The organism is Nonomuraea sp. NPDC050691 (assembly GCF_040654455.1).
GTDB lineage: Bacteria > Actinomycetota > Actinomycetes > Streptosporangiales > Streptosporangiaceae > Nonomuraea.
This window is the reverse complement of sequence record NZ_JBFAIA010000063.1, coordinates 1-17980: the sequence shown is the minus strand read 5'-3', so window position 1 is coordinate 17980 and position 17980 is coordinate 1. Positions and strand designations below refer to the sequence as shown.

The window sequence follows — 17980 nt, the reverse complement described above, 5'->3', positions numbered from 1 at the left end:
GGCCGGTCAGGACCGCAGGACCACCTCGGCGTAGCGGGCCTTCATGGTGGCCAGCACCTCGTCCGGGTCGGCCGCCCACACGTCGGCGTTGAAGATCTCGACCTCCACGTCCCCGGTGTAGCCGGCCTCCAGCACGGCCCGGGTGATCGGCGCGAAGTCGATCACGCCGTCGCCCATCATGCCGCGTCCCAGCAGCACGTCGGCCGGCAGCGGGTGCAGGAAGTCGCACACCTGGTAGGAGGCGATCCGCTCCCCGGCGCGGGCGATGTGCTCGAACAGCCGCGGGTCCCACCACACGTGGAAGGTGTCGACCACCACCCCGACCTGCTCCACCGGGTACGGCAGGCACAGGTCCACGGCCTGCTCCAGGGTGGAGAGGACGGCCCGGTCCGCGCAGTACACCGGGTGCAGCGGCTCCAGGGCCAGCTTCACGCCCCGCTCGCCCGCGTACGGCGCGAGCTCGGCCAGGCCCTCGGCCACCCGTTCCCGGGCGCCGGCGACGTCCCGCGACACCGGGCCGGTCATCGGCTCGCCCGGCACCACCCCGGGCAGCCCGCCGACCACCATCACCAGGCAGGCCGCGCCCAGCTCCGCCGCCTCGTCCACGGCGCGCCGGTTGTCGTCCAGGGCCTCGGCGAAGGCCCGGCGGCCCTCCTCGCCGGGCAGACCGCCGGCCGTGAGGAAACCGCCCCGGCACAGCGACGACACCCGCAGCCCGGCCTCGCGCACCAGCTTGGCCGACTCGGCCAGGCCCTGCGCGGCGACCTCCTGCCGCCACAGGCCGATGGCCTCCAGGCCGTGCCGCACGCACCCGTCGACGGCCTCGGCCACCGTCCAGCGCCTGGTGGTCCACTGGTTGAGGGAGAGGTTCACCGCCCGTTCACCGCCAGCAGCGCCTTCATGCGGCGCACGGCCAGCTCCTGGTCGGCCAGCAGCCCGGCCCGGTCGGCCAGCCGGAACACCTCCGACAGGTGGGTCAGCGAGCGGGCCGACTGGGCGCCGTTGACCATGGCGAACGCGTCCTGGTGGCCGTTCAGCCAGGCCAGGAAGACGATGCCGGTCTTGTAGTTGTAGGTCGGCGTCTCGAAGATCTTGCGCGACAGCAGGACCGTCGGCTCCAGGATCTCGTCGTAGTGGACCAGCAGCCGGTCGCGGGCCTCGCCCGTGCAGGCTGCCTCGGCGGCGTCGAGCACCTGCAGCGCCGCGGCGGCGGCCGGCGCGATGGCGTCGAAGATGCCGAGCAGCGCGTGCGAGCCCGACTTGATCAGCGACGGGTAGTTGAAGTCGTCGCCGGTGTAGAGCCGCACGCCCTCCGGCAGCGCCGCCCGCAGCCCGACCTCGTGCTCCTCGTCCAGCAGCGACACCTTCACCCCGTCCACCTTGGCCGGGTGGGCGTGGATCAGCTCGAGGAACGCCTCCGTGGCGGCGGCCACGTCGCGCGAACCCCAGTAGCCGGCCAGCTGCGGGTCGAACATCTCGCCGAGCCAGTGCAGGATCACCGGCCGCTCGGCCAGGCCGAGCAGCTCGCCGTACACCTGGTGGTAGTCCTCGGGACCGGCCGCCGCCCGCGCGAGCTGGCGCGAGGCCATGACGATCACGCCGGCTCCGGCCGCCTGCACGGTCTCGATCTGCTCGGCGTACGCGGCGGTGATGGCCTTCAGGTCGTCCGCGCCGGGGGCATGGTCGGTGCCCGCGCCGCAGGCCACCAGCTCGGCCGGGTCGCCGAACGTGCGCGCCTCCTCGGCGCTGCGCCGGATGAGCTCCTTCGTCGCGGCCCAGTCGAGGCCCATGTTGCGCTGCGCGGTGTCCATGGCGTCGGCGACGCGCAGGCCGTGCGACCACAGGTGGCGGCGGAAGCGCAGCGTGGCGTCCCAGTCGACGGCGGCCGGGGAGCCGGGCGTGTTGTCGCCGAGCGGGTCGGCCACCACGTGCGCCGCCGCGTACACGACCCGGCTCGCGGGCGGGCCGTCCGGCACCGGCCACGTGACCGGCTCGCGCAGCTCGTACGCGCCGCCGGGCAGGTCGATCCTCACAGCTCCGGCACCTCGATCCGGCGGCCCTCGGCCGACGAGCGCAGGCCCAGCTCGGCGAGCTGCACGCCGCGGGCGCCGGCGGCGAAGTCGTACGGGAACGGCGCGTCCTCCAGGACGTGCCGGATGAACAGCTCCCACTGGATCTTGAATCCGTTGTCGAACTCGGCGTTGTCCGGCACCTCCTGCCAGTCGTCGCGGAAGCGGGCCGTGACGGGCAGGTCGGGGTTCCAGACGGGCTTGGGCGTGGCCGCGCGGTGCTGGACACGGCAGTTGCGCAGGCCGGCGACCGCGCTGCCCTCCGTGCCGTCCACCTGGAACTCCACCAGCTCGTCGCGGTTCACGCGCACGGTCCAGGAGGAGTTGATCTGCGCGATCACGCCGCCCTCCAGCTCGAACACGCCGTACGCGGCGTCGTCGGCCGTGGCCTGGTAGGGGTGGCCCTTCTCGTCCACCCGGCGCGGCACGTGCGTCACGGCCTGGGCGTAGACCGAGCGGACCCGGCCGAACAGGTTCTCCATGACGTAGTGCCAGTGCGGGAACATGTCGAGCACGATGCCGCCGCCGTCCTCGGCCCGGTAGTTCCACGACGGGCGCTGCGCCTCCTGCCAGTCGCCCTCGAACACCCAGTAGCCGAACTCCCCGCGCACCGACAGGATCCGGCCGAAGAAGCCGCCGTCGATCAGCCGCTTCAGCTTCAGCAGGCCCGGCAGGAACAGCTTGTCCTGGACCACGCCGTTCTTCACACCCCGCGCCGTGGCGGCCTCGGCCAGCGCCACGGCCTCCTCGACCGACTCGGCCGTGGGCTTCTCGGCGTAGATGTGCTTGCCCGCCTCGATCGCCTTCAGCACCGCCTTGACCCGGGCCGAGGTGACCTGGGCGTCGAAGTAGACGATGTTGTCGGGGTCGGCCAGCGCGGCGTCGAGCTCGGTCGTGTGGTCGGGGATGCCGTGCCGGTCGGCCAGCTCGGCCAGCTTGGCGGCGTTGCGGCCGACGAGGACCGGCCGCAGCTTGACCCGGCTGCCGTCCGAGAGCGTGACGCCGCCCTGCTCGTTGATGGCCAGGACGGATCGGACCAGGTGCTGGCGATACCCCATCCGTCCGGTGACGCCGTTCATCACGACGCCGATGGTGCGCACGCTCATGGGAGTCCTTTCAGGGAAAGCGCTTTCCCGAACGGTAAGGCCGAGCCGCCGGAGGCGTCAAGTGCCGTCGGCGGCTGGTGTTAGAGCTCGCCCTTGGTCTCCAGCCTGGCCAGCGACCGGGCGAGCGGGCGGGCGGACAGGGAGAGCTGCCACTCGCGGGCGCCGAGCTCGCGCAGCCGCTCGGCCACGCTCTCCTCGGTGATCTGCTTCGGCGGCTCCCAGGTGAGCCGGCGGACCGCGTCGGGCTGAAGGAGGTTCTCCGTCGGCATGCGATGCTCGTCGGCCAGCGCGGCGACCACGGCGCGGGCCGCGGCCAGCCGCTTGGCGGCGGCCGGGTCGCGGTCGGGCCAGCGGTTGGCCGGCGGCGGGCCGTCGCCCGGCGTGCTCGGCTGCGGGAGCTGCGTGTCGGGAAGCGCCCGCGCCCGGCTGACCGCGCTCAGCCACTCGCTCATGTAGCGGCGGGCGCTGCGCCCGGTGAACGGCGCGATCTCCGTCAACGCCTTCTTCGTGCGCGGCACGTCGAGGGCGGCGGCCACGATCGCCGAGTCGGGCAGCACCCGGCCGGGCGCCAGGTCGTTCTCGCGGGCGATCCGGTCACGCATCGTCCACAGCTCGCGCACGATCGCCAGCGCGCGCACGTTGCGCACCTTGTGGATGCCGGACGTACGCCGCCACGGATCGGAACGGGGCACGGCGGGCGGCGTGCGCAGCACGGCGGCGAACTCCTCGCGCGCCCACTCCAGCTTGCCCGCCTCCTCCAGCTCGGCGTGCAACCGGTCACGCAGCTCGACCAGCACCTCCACGTCGAGCGCGGCGTAGCGCAGCCAGTCCTCGGGCAGCGGCCTGGTCGACCAGTCGGCGGCCGAGTGGCCCTTCTCCAGCCGCAGGCCCAGCACGGTCTCCACCATCGTGCCGAGCCCCACCCGGTCGTAACCGAGCAGCCGGCCGGCCAGCTCGGTGTCGAACAGCTCCCGAGGCCGGAAGCCGACCTCCAGCAGGCACGGCAGGTCCTGCGAGGCGGCGTGCAGCACGACCTCGGTGCCCGCCACGGCCTCGTCCAGGCCCGACAGGTCGGGGCAGGCGATCGGGTCGACCAGCGCGGTGCCCGCGCCGGCCCTGCGCAGCTGCACCAGATAGGCGCGGTTGCCGTAGCGGTAACCGGACGCGCGCTCGGCGTCGACGGCCACCGGTCCGGTGCCGGCGGCGAACGCCGCGACCACCTCCTCCAGCGTGGCCGCGTCCGACACCACCGGCGGAATGCCCTCGCGCGGCTCCAGCAGCGGCACGACCGGGCGCACGTCCGCGCCGGTGGCGAGGCCGCCGCTCTCCACGGTTCTTTCTTCTGTCATGAGTTCACCGCTCTCATGACGCGGATGACGTGTCGACTGGTGCCCTCACTTCGTACGGTCACTCTCCGGATCTTCGCGCCTGCGGGGGAGGGGCGCCACATCGGGCGGAAGCGGCGGGATTCCCGCGGCCACGCACATGAGGTCGCACCAGGCGGCCACGTGGCCGGAGAGGTCTTCCTGGGTGGGGGACCAGGAGGCCCGCAGCTCCAGCTCGGTGGTGACCGGATCATCGGCCTTGTTGCCGAAGCCCTCGGACACCGCTCTTGTCACCGTACCGCCGGCCGCCGAGTAGTCGGCGTGGTGGGCGTCCAGGGCCTCGGTCAGCCAGCTCCACGCGACCGGGCCGAGCAGCGGATCGGAGGTGATCTCCGGCTCCATGTCGGCGCGCACGTAGGCCACCAGCCGGAACGGGCCGTCCCAGCCGCGCTGCCCGTCGGGGTCGTAGAGCAGGATCAGCCGGCCCACGGCCAGCTCGTCGTCGTCGCGGTAGACCGACGCGCCGACGGCGGCGGAGTAGGGCGCCAGCCGCTGGGGCGCGGGCAGGTCCTCCAGCTCGATCTCCGGCCTGACCTCGGCCAGGCGCAGGCTCTCGGCCGCGCGCCTGAAAGCCGGGGGAGCCGGCGGCCGGTCACTCGAGGTCATGGTCGCAGCGTAGGCCGGAGCCTGGGGGAACGGGGCCACGGGGGTGCTCATCGTGCCTGCTCAACCCGCTGCCGCAACCCGCTGGGGGGCGGACCCGGACGGGGTGCGCCACGACCCGGCGGCGGCGCCGGTCACAGGCCGGGACGCGGCACTGGGGACGGCATCAAGGACGGCACTGGGGACGGCGCCTGCGGCGGCGCCGGTCATCGCACCTGTCATCGCAACGGGGCCTTTCTTCGGATCGTGGCTCCGACGTTGGCACGCCTCACCGACAATTCCCCGCAACGCGCTCGGCGTGTCCCGAAAGTGGATGCTGAATCGGTGCCGCGCGGTCGCTTGGCGAACATTTGGTCCAGTCAAGACCGGCATTCTGGTCGCCCATGGGGTGTGTTCGACCCGCGTGAGCGCCCAGGGCCCGGTCGGCCGGTAAACCTCCATCTGGCTATTCGATCATGATTTGGGGTGTTCAATGCATACTTTTCCGACAGCTCGTGCCGATGCGGGGACCGGCGGGAGGTCGTGGCACCCTTGGAGGGTGAATCTCGCCGACTCAGCGTTCCTGCGCGCCTGCCGCCGCCAGCCCGTCCCGCACACCCCGGTCTGGTTCATGCGGCAGGCCGGCCGGTCGCTGCCCGAATACCTCAAGGTCCGCGAGGGCGTGCCGATGCTCCAGGCATGCGCCACGCCCGACCTCGTCGTCGAGATCACCATGCAGCCGGTCCGCCGCTACGGCGTCGACGCGGCCATCTTCTTCAGCGACATCGTCGTGCCGCTCAAGGCCATCGGCGTCGACCTCGACATCAAGCCCGGCGTCGGCCCCGTCGTCGCCCAGCCCATCCGCGACGAGGCCGGCCTCGCCGCGCTGCGCCCGCTCGAGCCCGATGACGTCTCCTACGTCACCGAGGCGATCCGGGCGCTGACCGGCGAGCTCGGCGGCACGCCGCTCATCGGCTTCGCCGGCGCGCCGTTCACGCTCGGCTCCTACCTCATCGAGGGCGGCCCGTCCCGCCACCACGACCACACCAAGGCCATGATGTACGGCGAGCCGCGCCTGTGGCACGCGCTGATGGACCGCCTGGCCGGCATCGTCCTCGCCCACCTGCGCCTCCAGGTCGAGGCGGGCGCCTCGGCCGTCCAGCTCTTCGACTCCTGGGTCGGCGCGGTCGCCCCCGACGACTACCGCGAGTACGTGCTGCCCCACACGCGCCGCATCTTCGAGGGCCTGGCCGACCTCGGCGTGCCCCGCATCCACTTCGGCGTCGGCACCGGCGAGCTGCTCGGCCTGCTCGGCGAGGCGGGGGCCGACGTGGTCGGCGTCGACTGGCGGGTGCCGCTCGGGGAGGCCGCCCGCCGGGTCGGCCCCGGCAAGGCGCTGCAGGGCAACCTCGACCCGGCGATCCTGCTCGCCCCGTGGGAGGCGGTCGAGCGCAAGGCCCGCGAGGTGCTGCGCGAGGGGCGGCAGGCGGAGGGCCACGTGTTCAACCTCGGGCACGGCGTGCTGCCCTCCACCGACCCCGACCAGCTCAAGCGCCTGACCGACCTGGTCCACGAGTCCTGACCCGCGCGCCCGCCCGCCCGCTCACGACTCGGCGGGAGCGGGGGGAGCAGGGGGAGCCGGGGGAGGAGGCGCCGGGGTACCGCCCCCGGGACGTGTGGGCGGCGAGGGCGGGGTGGCCCGGCGGCGGGCGCTCCGGCCCGCCAGGAAGACGATCAGCGCCACCACCGGCGCCACGAGGAGCAGCCACGGCAGCAGCACGCCCAGCACGGTGAGCGCCACCTTCACGAACGACACCAGCGCCTTCCAGCCCGTCGCCAGCCCCGACAGGAAGCCCGGCGGCTCCTCCGACGGCGGCTCGACCACCGTGACCGGGCCGACCACGTTCAGCGTGAGCGTGGCCATGCTCACCTGGGTCGCCAGCTCCTTCTGCTGCGCCTGCAACGACTCCAGGTCCGCCTCGCGGGCCGAGATCTCCCGCTCCACCTCCAGCACCTGGCCGATCGTGTCCGCCTTCTTCAGCAGCGTGCGCAGCGAGTCGAGCGCCTGCTGGGCGGACTTGAGGCGGCTGTTGACGTCGGCCACCTGCAGGGTGACGTCCTCGGTGCCCTGGTTGAGCGAGAGCTGCTCGCCGAGGTCCCTGCCCAGGCTCGCCAGCACCTCCGCGTACCGCGCCGGCGGGATCTTGAACTCCAGCTCGGCGCTGCCCTCGCCGCCGTCGGACGAGCTCGACTGCTCCTTCGCCAGGTAGCCGCCCGCGCCCGTGACGACCTGCTTGGCCTTCTGGACCGCGGCCGTGACCTCCTTGGCCCGCACCGTCATCCTGGCGACGTAGACGACCTGCCGCTCCTGGGCGGTGACCGTGACGTCCGAGGTGATGTTCTTGCCGGCGGTCCGGCCGGACTGGTCCTGGGCCTCGGGGCGCCGCGGCTTCGCGCTCGCGGCGCCGTCCGCCGCGATGGCGGGCGCGTCCGCCGGGGCGGACTCCGCGCGGGAGGCGGACTGCACCTCCGAGGCGCCGCCGCTGCCGCCGCAGCCCGTCAGGCCGGTCAGCAGCAGGGCCGCGCACGCGGCCGACAGCGCCATGCCGTACTGGAATCTCCTCATGCCCTTGTGACGGATCACGCGCTGGAGGGGTTTGATCGGATCCGTCACGGTACGGTCACGTGCTGGTGTCGGCGGCCGGCGCGCGGGAGCTCGCCGGAGCCGGAAACGGCGGCGCCGGACCCGCGTCGGTCCGCGCCCCGGACCCCGCGCCGGTCGGGCCTCGGACCCCGCGCCGGTCCGTGCCCCGGACGGCCGGGCGGGCCGCGGAGACGGTAGCGTCTGGAGGCGTGGAACGGAATCGGGCGCACGTGGTCGTCGTCGGCGGCGGGATCTCCGGTCTGGCCGCGGCATGGCACCTCCGCCAGGCGGGCGGCGATCGCATCAGGGTGACGGTCCTCGAAGGCGCCCCCCGCGTCGGCGGCAAGCTGCACGCCTCCGAGGTCGCCGGGATCACCGTCGACGCGGGCGCCGAGGCCGTGCTGGCCCGGCGGCCCGAGGGCACCGAGCTGGCCAAGGCGGTCGGGCTCGGCGACGACCTGGTCAGTCCCAGCTCGGCGCGGGCCGCCATCCTCAGCAGGGGCTCGCTGCGGCCCATGCCCAAGGCGCAGGTCATGGGCGTGCCCGCCGACCTGACCGAGCTGGCCAAGTCCGGCATCGTCTCGCCGGCCGGGCTGCTGCGGGTGCCGATGGACCAGATCCTGCCGCCCACCCTCGTCCGCACCGACGTGTCCGTGGCCGCCTACATCCGCGCCCGCATGGGCGGCGAGGTGCTCGACCGGCTCATCGAGCCGCTGCTCGGCGGCGTCTACGCGGGCCGCTCCGACCGGCTGTCGCTGGAGGCGACGATGCCCCGGGTCGCCGCCGCCGCCCGCTCCGAGCGGTCGCTGCTGAACGCCGCCCGGCAGATCGTCGAGGAGGCGCCCATCGCCGGCGGGCCCGTGTTCGCCACCCTGCGCGGCGGCCTCGGCAGCCTGCCGGAGACGGTCGCCAGGGCGTCGGAGGCGGAGATCCGCACCGGCGTGACCGTGCGCGAGCTGCACCGCACCGCCGACGGCTGGCGGCTGGTGACCGGGCCGGTGCCGAGGCCCGAGGTGGTCGAGGCCGACGCCGTGATCGTCGCCACCCCCGCCCCCGCCGCCGCCCGGCTGCTCAGGACGGAGGCGCCCAAGGCGTCGGCCGAGCTGGCGCGCATCGAGTACGCCAGCATGGCCATCGTCACGCTCGCCTACGCCGCCGAGGCGTTCCCCGAGCCGCCCGGCGAGAGCGGCTACCTGGTGCCGCCCGTCGAGGGCAGGCCGGTCAAGGCCGTCACGTTCAGCTCCGTCAAGTGGCCCCACCTGGCCGGCGACGGCCTCGTGCTGCTGCGCTGCTCCATCGGCCGCGTCGGCGAGGAGCACCTGCTCCAGCGCGACGACACCGAGCTGATCGCGCTCGCCATGGCGGAGATGGCCGGTGTCATGGGCGTGCGCGGGCTGCCCATCGACACCCGGGTCACCCGCTGGGGCGGCTCCCTGCCCCAGTACAACGTGGGCCACCTCGACCGGGTCGCCCGCGTCCGCGCCGCCGTCGCCGTGCTGCCCGGCCTCGCGGTGTGCGGGGCGGCCTACGACGGTCTCGGCGTCCCGGCCTGCGTCGCCACGGCCCGCACGGCCGCCGCCCGGATTCTGGACCACCTCTCCCTGCGGGGAGAATAGGGGCATGACAGAGGGCGCACCGCGGCTCAAGGCCCGCGATCTCAACCAGGTGATCCGCTACACGATGTGGTCCGTCTTCAAGGCGTCCGGGCCCCTGCCCGCCGGCCGCGAGGGCATCGGCGCGGAGGTCGGCGAGCTGCTGGAACAGGCCGCGCTGAAGGACGTGGTCACCCGCGGCGTCTACGACGTGGCCGGGTTCCGCGCCGACGCCGACTACATGTTCTGGTGGCACGCCCCCACTCCCGAGGACCTCCAGGACGTCTACTCCCGCTTCCGCCGCACCGCGCTCGGCCGCCACAGCGAGCCGGTCTGGTCGGCCATGGCGCTGCACCGGCCGGCCGAGTTCAACAAGTCGCACATCCCCGCGTTCCTCGCCGAGGAGCAGCCCCGGGCGTACGTGAGCGTCTACCCGTTCGTCCGCTCCCTGGAGTGGTACCTCCTGGAGGACTCCGAGCGGCGCGCCATGCTGGCCGAGCACGGGCGCATGGCCCGCGACTTCCCCGACGTGCGGGCCAACACCGTCGCCTGCTTCGCGCTCAACGACTACGAGTGGATGCTCGCCTTCGAGGCCGACGAGCTGCACCGCATCGTCGACCTCATGCGCGAGCTGCGCGGCGCCCAGGCCCGGCGGCACACCCGCCTGGAGATCCCCTTCTACACGGGCGCCCGCAAGCCGATCACCGAGCTGGTCGCCACGCTGCCGTAGAACGGTCAACGGGAAGTTGGCGATCCCCCTGCATTGATCTACCTGCTTTGTCAGACTCGGGGTTGACGGCGGGTTGTCACGTTCCAGGGGGGCGTCGTGACCATGGGCTGGGGCAGGCACGGAAAGCATCCGTACGGTGACGGTCAGGGGGACGAGCTCCCGCACGGGCTGCTGCCGGAGGATCTCCCGTACGGCGACGACGGGGCGGTGGCCAGGGCGTGGGACCGCCTCGTCGTGGGGTGGGACCACAGGGGCGGCGCCGTCGATGACGACGGGGAGTGCGAGGGGGTGCAGGGGGGCGCCTCGCCCGCCCTGGAGGGGGCCGCGGTGACCGCGCCCTCCCGGGGGCGCGACCGGCCGGACCGTCCGTCGCGTCACCCGGCGGACGCGCCCTCCCGGCGGGAAGGCGCGTCCGGCGAGACCGGACGACACGAGAGGCGCGCGACCGGCCGGATCGCCCGTCGCGCCGCCCGGCGGATCGGTCGGCGGATCGGTCGGCGGGGCGCGGGTCCGGTGTGGGGCCCGATGTGGAGCTCGGTGTGGGGCCCGGTGTGGAGAAGATGGCGTGCCGGTGAGGGCGCGCATGCCGCCGGGGGCGGACACGCGAGCGACGACGGACCCGCGTCCGGAGATGGGCACGCGTCTGTGCATGGGCCCGCGTCCGGACATGGCCACGCGTCGGGACATGGCCACGCGTCCGTGCATGGGACCGCTTCCCGAAGCGGGCGGGTGGACGGGCGTGGGCGGGCGTTCGGGCGGGGGCGGCGGCATGGCCGGGCGTCCGGGGGGCGGGGACGGCGGGGCGCGGCGCGCAGGGCGTGGCTGGTGTGGGTGTCGGCCGGTTCGGTGGTGCTGGTGGGCGGGGTGGGCCTGCTCGGCGGCGGGCCCCTCGGCGGGGTCTTCGCCACGGCAGGGGAGGCCGGTGGGGGCGACGGTGACCGAGGGGCTGCGCCCGGTGCGAGCCGTACCGCGGCCCGAGCCCTGAGCCCGGAAGGCGGCGACGGCCCGCGCGGTGCGACCTCCGGCGACGGCGTGCTCCCGGACGGCGCCGAGCAGGACGAGACCGGAGGAGCTCCGGCCGTGACGGGCGAGGAACCGGCGGCCCGTTCGACCGCCCAGGCGGCGCCCCGGTCGAGCGCCCACGCGGCGGCCCGCTCGACCGCCCTCGCGGCGCCCCCGCCCGTGGCCCCGCGAGGGCCTGGCCCATCCTCATCGCCCGCGGTCGACTCCGAGGTGGACCCGGCGACCGATACCCTCGCCCGCCAGGCGACCACCCTCATCCCTCGGTCGGTGATCCGTCCGGGTACCTCGCCGACGTCCGCGACCCCGGCCGTCCCGTCCACGTCCACGTCCAGGAGTCCGGCCCGCCCGTCGGCGTCCAGGGCCCCGGCCGCCCGGCCGGCCGAGCGCACCCCGGCGGCCGGGGCGGCCTCCGCGACGCCCGGGCCGGGCGGCACCGGAACCGCCGGTCAGACCGCGGCCGAGTACTTCCGCGCCCGGTGGGGCTCCGGGGACAGCGCGGCGCGGCACCTCACAGACATCCGCACCATCGGCGGATATCTCCGTATCTACACGAACCTGCCGGAGTCGGCCGCCAACTCCGCCGCCGCCCTCACCCTCTGCCGCCGGGGCCTCGAATACCTCCGCCGCGCAGGCGCGGCGCACCCCGTGGTGTTCGTCCAGGCGAGGTTCGGCGAGAACGGCAACCCGGTGCTGGCCAACATCCTGGGCCCCGGCGACACCAGCTGCCGCGTCACGCACCCCGACCCCGGCTGAACGGCCGACCCCGGGTTCCCGGCCGGGACGTGCCCTGAACCCCCGCGACCCCGAGGCCGATCAGCGCACGCGGACGCGGGTCTTCCAGCACACATGGCAGCGCTGCGTGATGACCCGGCCGATGGCCTCGACCGTCACCCACCGGTGACGCAGATGCACTAGGGTCACCACGCGCTCCTACCCGTGCCGCACGGACGGTACGCGCTGTCGGCGCCCCTTCACTCCTTGGGCTGGAGCCGCAACGACACGGAGTTGATGCAGTAGCGGTCGTCGGTCGGCGTGGCGTAGCCCTCGCCGTGGAAGACGTGGCCGAGATGCGAGTCGCAGCGGGCGCAGCGCACCTCGGTGCGGACCATGCCGTGGCCGCGGTCCTCGATCAGCCGCACGGCGTCCGAGTCCGACGGCTCGAAGAAGCTCGGCCAGCCGCAGTGCGACTCGAACTTGGTGTCCGACCGGAACAACTCGGCGCCGCACGCGCGGCAGGAGTACACGCCCTCGGTCTTGGTGTCGACGTACTCCCCGGTGAACGGCCGCTCGGTGCCGGCTTCCCGGAGGACGTGGAACTCCTCGGGAGAGAGCTGGACCCGCCACTCGGCTTCGCTCTTGACCACCTTGTCCATGCGTCAAGCGTACGAGATGCGGCAAAAAGAGATCTCCGTTGGGGGAAGCATCCGTTCTGGGGGGTATTCGCGTCTTTGTAGGCAAGGGGGTGTCATCGCCTCCTGCTCAGGGTGGGATCACTCGCCGGATCACCCGAGCGGCACAGCCCACGCCCGTGCTGGCGCCGCGCGGTACGGTCCGCGCTCGTCCGGGCGGCGCGCCAGCGCCCGTTCGAGCCGCGCAGGCGGGTGATCTTGCGGTCCGTCCCGTCGAGCCCTCGGTCCCGCCACCGAGGCGGGCTCCGGGACGGACCCGCCCACCTGGGTCACCGGCTTTGTCGGTCGGCGGGGGTAGGTTCGGGGGCATGGCATCGCCGTACATTGAGCTCGAGGTGGGGGAGAGGACCGTCAAGGTCACCAACCCCGACAAGGTGTACTTCCCGGAGATCGGGGTCACCAAGCGTGAGCTGGTCGAGTACTACGTGAGCGTCGGCGACGGCGTGCTGCGGGCACTGCGGGACCGCCCGACCAACCTCAAGCGCCACCCCGACGGCATCCACACCGACGCGATCTACCAGAAGCGGATGCCCCCCAAGCACCCCGACTGGCTGCGGACCGTGACGGTCACCTTCCCCAGCGGGCGCAAGGCCGACTCGCTGCGGGTGACCGAGGTCGCCGCCGTCGCGTACTGCGCCAACCTCGGCACGGTCGACTTCCACCCGTGGCAGGTGCGCGCCGCCGACGTGGAGCATCCCGACGAGCTGCGCGTCGACCTCGACCCGCAGCCGGGGCTCGGGTTCGACGCGGCGCGCCGGGCCGCGTTCCTGACCCGCGAGGTGCTGGCCGACCTCGGCATGACCGGGTTCGTGAAGACCTCGGGCAACCGCGGCGTGCACATCGCTGTCCGCATCGAGCCGCGCTGGGACTTCGTCGAGGTGCGGCACGCGGGCGTCGCCCTCGCGCGGGCCGTCGAGGAGCGCGCCCCCGACCTCGTCACCACCGCGTGGTGGAAGGAGGAGCGGGGCGAGCGGGTGTTCGTCGACTTCAACCAGAACGCCCGCGACCGCACGGTCGTCAGCGCCTACTCGGTGCGGGCCCGGCCCGCCGCGACCGTCTCGGCGCCGCTGACCTGGGAGGAGCTGGAGGACGCCGACCCGGCCGACTTCGACGTCCGCACCATGCCGGCCCGCTTCGCCAAGATGGGCGACGTGCACGCGGCCATCGACGACCGGGCGTACTCGATCGAGCCCCTCCTGGAGCGGTACGCCGAGGACGGCCGCGGCGACATGCCGTACCCGCCGAACTACCCCAAGATGCCCGGCGAGCCGCGGCGCGTGCAGCCCAGCAAGGCCCGCCCCGACGGCGGCTGATCGCCGCGAGCGCCGCTCCGCGCGACAGCGGTTGGTCGCGCCGAGCGTCGTTCCGCACGGCCGGCCCCCTCCGATCGCCGGGGCGGTCGTGCTCCACCGGCCGTGCGGCCTTTCCGCCGCGCCCGGAGTGCGGGCGCGTGCCTGGAAGGTAACCCAGCGCCCAGGGTTATGGAGGCTTGCCTGGGTTGAGAGACCTTCTATCGAGGAGGACAAACTTCTCCCAAGAGGTGGAGTTCTCCCCTTCTGGGAGGCGTCAGGAGCCCGGGAGGTGTCAGGAGTCGCCGAACTCCAGCCGCAGCGCCCGGGTGAAGTCCGCGACCGCCTCCTCGTGGCGGTCCAGATCCTGGAGGATCTCGCCGCGCACCCGGAACGCCCACACGTAATCGGGGTCCAGTTCGATCGCCCGGTCCAGGTCGCGCAGGGCCCCCTCGTCGTCGCCCAGCTCGCTCAGGACCGCGCCCCGGCTGCCCAGCGCCCGGTCGTTGTCCGGGTCCAGCTCGATCGCGCGGGTCAGGTCCGCCAGCGCCTCGTCGAAGCGGTCGATCATGCGGTACGCCTCGCCGCGCCTGCTGAGCGCCCGCACGTAGCCCGGGTCCACGCCGAGGGCGCGGGTGTAGTCGTCGATGGCCTCGGCGTACAGCTGGAAGCGCTGGTACAGCTCGGCCCGGGCCAGCCACGGGTAAGCCTGGTCCTCGTTGAGCGCGATCATGCGCGCGTGCACGTCCAGCGCGTCCTCCATGCGGCCCAGGTCGGCCAGGGCGTCGGCCTTGCCCTCCAGCACCCAGAACGACTCGGGCGTCAGCGTCAGAGCGTGGTCGAAGTCGGTCAGCGCCTCCTCCGGCCGGCCCAGCGCCGCGTACACCTGGCCGCGCGAGCCCAGGGCGTACGCGCTGTCGGGCTCCAGGCGCAACGCCTGGTCGAAGTCGGTCAGGGCCGCGTCGTACCGCTCGACCAGCCGATGGCTCTCGCCTCGCAGCCGCCACGCCCGGGCGCTGTCCGGGTCCAGGGCGACCGCCTCGGTCAGGTCCGCGATGGCGGCGTCGTGGCGCGACAGCGCCATGTACGACTCGGCCCGGCTGCGCAGCACGGACGCGCGCGACCGCGCCGCCTCCTCCGACAGCTCCGCGGGCGCCGGGGCGCCCGTCCCGGCCGGCTCGGCGTCGATGCCCTCGCTGATGATCCCCTCGCTCATGGCCGGGAATCTATCTGACTAAATCTGAATGACGGCGGCCTTTTCCCGGGTGTACTCCAGGACTCCGTCGTGCCCGTACCCGCTGTCCTTCACGCCGCCGAACGGCAGGCCCGGCGGCATCTGCCGGAACGTGTTCACCCACACGGTCCCGGTCCGCAGGTCCCGCACGAACCGGTGGGCCCGTCCCAGGTCACGTGTCCAGAGGCCGGCCGCCAGCCCGTACGGGGAGTCGTTGGCGACGCGCAGCGCCTCCTCGTCCGTCTCGAACGGGATCGCCACCGCGACCGGCCCGAAGATCTCCTCCTGGCAGACGCGCAACCCGTTGTCGGTGGCCGTGTACAGCGTGGGCGACACCCAGTAGCCGCCGGGCAGGTGCGGCACCACCTCGGCGCCCCTCCGGCCGCCGAAGACCAGCTCGGCGCCCTCCTTCTCGGCCAGCTCCAGGTACGACGTGACCCGCTCGTACTGGCCGCGCGACACGATCGGCCCCATCGTGGTGTCCATGTCGAGCGGGTCGTCGAGGACCAGGCCGGACGCGACCCGCTCCATCCGCTCCAGCATCTCGTCCCAGATCGACCGGTGGATCAGCATGCGGGAGCCGGCCACGCAGACCTGTCCCGCGTTGCCGGTGTAGATCGAGTTGACGGTCAGGCCCTGGGTGGCGGCGTCGAGGTCGGCGTCGGGGAAGACGATGTTCGGTGACTTGCCGCCCAGCTCGAACGTCATCGGCTTGAGCGCGTCGGCCGAGGCCCGGGTGATGACCTGGGCGGTGGCCGTGGAGCCGGTCAGGCTGATCTTGTGCACGCCGCGGTGCCGTACGAGGGCGTCGCCGACCTCCTCGCCCACGCCGCTGACGATGTTGAGCACGCCGGGCGGGAACACCTCGGCCAGCAGTTCGCCCAGCCGCAGCACCGACACGCCGGCCTGCTCGGCCGGCTTGACGATCACGGTGTTGCCCGCCGCCAGGGCGTAGGCGGCCTTGGCGGAGAAGGTCGAGATGGGGGAGTTCCACGGGATGACGCACAGGGCCACCCCGTACGGCTCGCGCCGGGTCATGCCGAGCGCGTCGGGGCCCAGGATCACGGTGTCGCCCTTGACGGCGTCCAGGCACTGGCCCGCGGCGAGCTGCCACAGGTGCGCCATGCCGGGCAGGTCCCGGGTGAGGGTGTCGCGCAGGATCCGGCCGTTGTCGCGGGTCTCCAGGCGGGCCAGCTCCTCGGCGTGCTCGGTGAAGACGGCGCTCACCCGGCGCAGGACGTGCGCGCGGGCCAGGGCGGGCAGGGCCGACCAGCGGGGGAACGCCTTGCCCGCCGCCTCCACGGCCGACTCGGCGTCCTGGGGGCCGCTCGCGGGGACGCGGGCCCACACCTCCCCGGTGGCGGGGTTGACGGAGTCCATGGTCCTGCCGTCGGCCGCGGGGACGAGCCTGCCGCCGATGAGGTTGCGATAGTCGCTCACTCGACCAAGCATATGCTTGCTTGACTTGGGGTGCCAGCGCGCTCGCGAGGACCGGCGATCGCCTCGGGCGGCCGCGGCGGCCCCCGGCGCTCGTCGCGGCCTAGGATCAAGGGCATGGAGCTGGCGCCGGGAGTCCACGTCGCGTTCACCGACCGCCACGGGGGCGTGAGCGCGCCGCCGTACGGGTCGCGCAACCTCGGGGGCATGGTCGGCGACGACCCCGCGGCCGTCCGCGCCAACCGCGCGGGCGTCGCCGCCGAGCTGGGCGTGCGGGCCGTGGTGTTCATGCGTCAGGTCCACAGCGCCGACGTCGCGTACGTGAGCGAGCCGTTCGGCGACGACCCGCCCCCGCTGGACGGCGTCTTCACCACCGAGCCCCGCCTCGCCCTGGCCTCCCTCGGCGCCGACTGCCCGGCCGTGCTGGTGGGCGACCCCGAGGCGCGGATGGTGGGGGCCGCCCACTCCGGCCGTCCGGGCACCGAGGCAGGAGTGGCCACGGCGCTGGTCGAGGCCATGACCGCCAAGGGCGCCGCGCCGGAGCGGATGACGGCGATCGTCGGGCCGGGCGCCTGCGGGCGGTGCTACGAGGTGCCGGCCGAGCTGCGCGAGCGCGTCGCCTCCCGGGTGCCCGCGACCTGGTCCACGACCTCCTGGGACACCCCCGCCCTCGACCTGCGCGCCGGCATCGAGGCGCAGCTGCGAGCGGCGGGCGTCGCGGAGGTGCGCCACGACGCGCGCTGCACGATCGAGTCGCGGGAGCTCTACTCGCACCGCCGCGAACAGCCCGGCGGCCGCTTCGCCGGTCTCATCTGGCTCGCCTAGCCGCGCCGGGTCCCGGGCGGCGTCAGGGCCCGGACAGGGCGGGAGCGGTGCGCAGCACGTCGCGCGCCAGCCCCAGGTCGCCCTCGAGCTGCGCCGCGAACGACTCCGGCTCGCCCCGGCCGCCCAGCAGGAAGCAGAACTCCACCACGTCCGCCGTGATCCGGGCCTCCGGTTCCCGCGCATCGGTGTCGGCGACCCCGAGGGGAACGTGCCACTCGCCGCCGCCCGGCCCCGTCAGCGTCAGGTGGAGCGCCCGGCCGCTGCCGTCCAGCCCCGACACCAGCATCGTCCACGGCAGCAGCCGCGCGCACAGGTCGGCCGTCGGCTGGATGTGCTCCGGCACCGGGTGCGGCAGCCGCAGCCGGGCCGCCCTGGCGGCGTCGTCGGCGTGGATCCACGTCTCCAGGGTGCGGGCCAGCACCTGGTCGCGCACCGCCGTCTCCATGCCGTCGAGCGTCGCCGGCGTCTCAGGGGCCAGAGCGGCGAGGTGCCGGCAGAGCGCGTCGGCCTGGGCGCGCCAGTCGCGCCGCGTCTGCTCAGGGCTGCGGGCCCGCTCGTGCGCTGGAGCCCGAGACGACGACCAAGGGGCCGGTGTCGACCATTGTTCTGAACCTGAGGAGCGGATTCGGCGACATGGAGGTGCGCCGTGCCGCGT

The 17980-nt window shown here is 73.9% G+C and carries 16 protein-coding genes; 6 read left to right on the top strand and 10 right to left on the bottom strand.

The genetic code is table 11. The features are described from left to right. Positions 1-6 precede the first annotated feature (6 nt). The 5 genes from AB0H81_RS22760 to AB0H81_RS22740 form a co-directional block, all read right to left on the bottom strand. Complete coding sequence (locus AB0H81_RS22760) at positions 7-873, bottom strand: sugar phosphate isomerase/epimerase (protein WP_358377806.1); 867 nt, start codon at positions 871-873, stop codon at positions 7-9. After that, on the bottom strand, positions 870-2033 hold the full coding sequence (locus tag AB0H81_RS22755) for a dihydrodipicolinate synthase family protein (protein ID WP_358377803.1): 1164 nt from the start codon (positions 2031-2033) through the stop codon (positions 870-872). The genes AB0H81_RS22760 and AB0H81_RS22755 overlap by 4 nt, the downstream gene beginning before the upstream one ends. Beyond that, positions 2030-3175, bottom strand: a complete 1146-nt coding sequence (locus AB0H81_RS22750; protein ID WP_358377800.1) for a Gfo/Idh/MocA family oxidoreductase — start codon at positions 3173-3175, stop codon at positions 2030-2032. The genes AB0H81_RS22755 and AB0H81_RS22750 overlap by 4 nt, the downstream gene beginning before the upstream one ends. Positions 3176-3255: 80 nt before the next feature. After that, the gene (locus AB0H81_RS22745; protein ID WP_358377799.1) at positions 3256-4524 is read right to left on the bottom strand and encodes a ribonuclease D; all 1269 of its coding nucleotides are present in this window, start codon (positions 4522-4524) and stop codon (positions 3256-3258) included. A 45-nt stretch (positions 4525-4569) separates the two neighbouring features. Further along, positions 4570-5166: a DUF3000 domain-containing protein gene (locus tag AB0H81_RS22740; RefSeq protein WP_358377797.1), complete on the bottom strand. Its 597-nt coding sequence runs from the start codon at positions 5164-5166 to the stop codon at positions 4570-4572. A gap of 535 nt (positions 5167-5701) precedes the next feature. Between AB0H81_RS22740 and hemE the strand changes: the two genes are divergently transcribed. Next, positions 5702-6724, top strand: a complete 1023-nt coding sequence (gene hemE, locus AB0H81_RS22735) for a uroporphyrinogen decarboxylase (protein WP_358377795.1) — start codon at positions 5702-5704, stop codon at positions 6722-6724. Between the two features lie 21 nt (positions 6725-6745). Here hemE and AB0H81_RS22730 read toward each other — a convergent pair whose 3' ends face one another. Beyond that, positions 6746-7768, bottom strand: coding sequence for a DUF4349 domain-containing protein (locus AB0H81_RS22730; protein ID WP_358377792.1), 1023 nt, complete (start codon positions 7766-7768; stop codon positions 6746-6748). 227 nt (positions 7769-7995) lie between these two features. Here AB0H81_RS22730 and hemG point away from each other — a divergent pair, with 227 nt between their 5' ends. From hemG to AB0H81_RS22715, 3 genes are all read left to right on the top strand, one after another. Next, positions 7996-9402 carry a protoporphyrinogen oxidase gene (hemG, locus tag AB0H81_RS22725; RefSeq protein ID WP_358377791.1) on the top strand — a complete coding sequence of 469 codons (1407 nt, stop codon included), beginning with the start codon at positions 7996-7998 and terminating at the stop codon, positions 9400-9402. A 4-nt stretch (positions 9403-9406) separates the two neighbouring features. Continuing rightward, on the top strand, positions 9407-10108 hold the full coding sequence (gene hemQ, locus AB0H81_RS22720; RefSeq protein WP_358377788.1) for a hydrogen peroxide-dependent heme synthase: 702 nt from the start codon (positions 9407-9409) through the stop codon (positions 10106-10108). 831 nt (positions 10109-10939) lie between these two features. Further along, positions 10940-11884: a hypothetical protein gene (locus tag AB0H81_RS22715; protein WP_358377785.1), complete on the top strand. Its 945-nt coding sequence runs from the start codon at positions 10940-10942 to the stop codon at positions 11882-11884. 218 nt (positions 11885-12102) lie between these two features. Here AB0H81_RS22715 and msrB read toward each other — a convergent pair whose 3' ends face one another. Continuing rightward, positions 12103-12504 carry a peptide-methionine (R)-S-oxide reductase MsrB gene (gene msrB / locus AB0H81_RS22710; RefSeq protein WP_358377782.1) on the bottom strand — a complete coding sequence of 134 codons (402 nt, stop codon included), beginning with the start codon at positions 12502-12504 and terminating at the stop codon, positions 12103-12105. A 344-nt stretch (positions 12505-12848) separates the two neighbouring features. On the opposite strand from msrB, the gene ligD reads away from it, so the two are divergent. After that, the gene (gene ligD, locus AB0H81_RS22705; RefSeq protein ID WP_358377779.1) at positions 12849-13853 is read left to right on the top strand and encodes a non-homologous end-joining DNA ligase; all 1005 of its coding nucleotides are present in this window, start codon (positions 12849-12851) and stop codon (positions 13851-13853) included. 271 nt (positions 13854-14124) lie between these two features. On the opposite strand, the gene AB0H81_RS22700 is transcribed toward ligD, so the two are convergent. Together AB0H81_RS22700 and AB0H81_RS22695 are read right to left on the bottom strand one after the other, a co-directional pair. Next, complete coding sequence (locus AB0H81_RS22700; RefSeq protein ID WP_358377776.1) at positions 14125-15045, bottom strand: tetratricopeptide repeat protein; 921 nt, start codon at positions 15043-15045, stop codon at positions 14125-14127. Between the two features lie 18 nt (positions 15046-15063). Next, the gene (locus AB0H81_RS22695) at positions 15064-16503 is read right to left on the bottom strand and encodes an aldehyde dehydrogenase family protein (RefSeq protein WP_358377773.1); all 1440 of its coding nucleotides are present in this window, start codon (positions 16501-16503) and stop codon (positions 15064-15066) included. 114 nt (positions 16504-16617) lie between these two features. Between AB0H81_RS22695 and pgeF the strand changes: the two genes are divergently transcribed. Next, on the top strand, positions 16618-17325 hold the full coding sequence (pgeF, locus tag AB0H81_RS22690; RefSeq protein WP_358377770.1) for a peptidoglycan editing factor PgeF: 708 nt from the start codon (positions 16618-16620) through the stop codon (positions 17323-17325). Between the two features lie 22 nt (positions 17326-17347). Here pgeF and AB0H81_RS22685 read toward each other — a convergent pair whose 3' ends face one another. Further along, positions 17348-17950 (bottom strand): maleylpyruvate isomerase N-terminal domain-containing protein, encoded by a 603-nt coding sequence (locus AB0H81_RS22685; RefSeq protein WP_358377875.1) that lies wholly within the window; start codon positions 17948-17950, stop codon positions 17348-17350. Positions 17951-17980: the final 30 nt, after the last annotated feature.

Coding starts and splice junctions, on each gene's coding strand:
- AB0H81_RS22730 (WP_358377792.1), bottom strand. CDS start 7,768: ATGAGGAGATTCCAGTACGGCATGGCGCTGTCGGCCGCGTGCGCGGCC.
- ligD (WP_358377779.1), top strand. CDS start 12,849: ATGGCATCGCCGTACATTGAGCTCGAGGTGGGGGAGAGGACCGTCAAG.
- AB0H81_RS22700 (WP_358377776.1), bottom strand. CDS start 15,045: ATGAGCGAGGGGATCATCAGCGAGGGCATCGACGCCGAGCCGGCCGGG.
- AB0H81_RS22745 (WP_358377799.1), bottom strand. CDS start 4,524: ATGACAGAAGAAAGAACCGTGGAGAGCGGCGGCCTCGCCACCGGCGCG.
- AB0H81_RS22740 (WP_358377797.1), bottom strand. CDS start 5,166: ATGACCTCGAGTGACCGGCCGCCGGCTCCCCCGGCTTTCAGGCGCGCG.
- AB0H81_RS22750 (WP_358377800.1), bottom strand. CDS start 3,175: ATGAGCGTGCGCACCATCGGCGTCGTGATGAACGGCGTCACCGGACGG.
- msrB (WP_358377782.1), bottom strand. CDS start 12,504: ATGGACAAGGTGGTCAAGAGCGAAGCCGAGTGGCGGGTCCAGCTCTCT.
- hemQ (WP_358377788.1), top strand. CDS start 9,407: ATGACAGAGGGCGCACCGCGGCTCAAGGCCCGCGATCTCAACCAGGTG.
- pgeF (WP_358377770.1), top strand. CDS start 16,618: ATGGAGCTGGCGCCGGGAGTCCACGTCGCGTTCACCGACCGCCACGGG.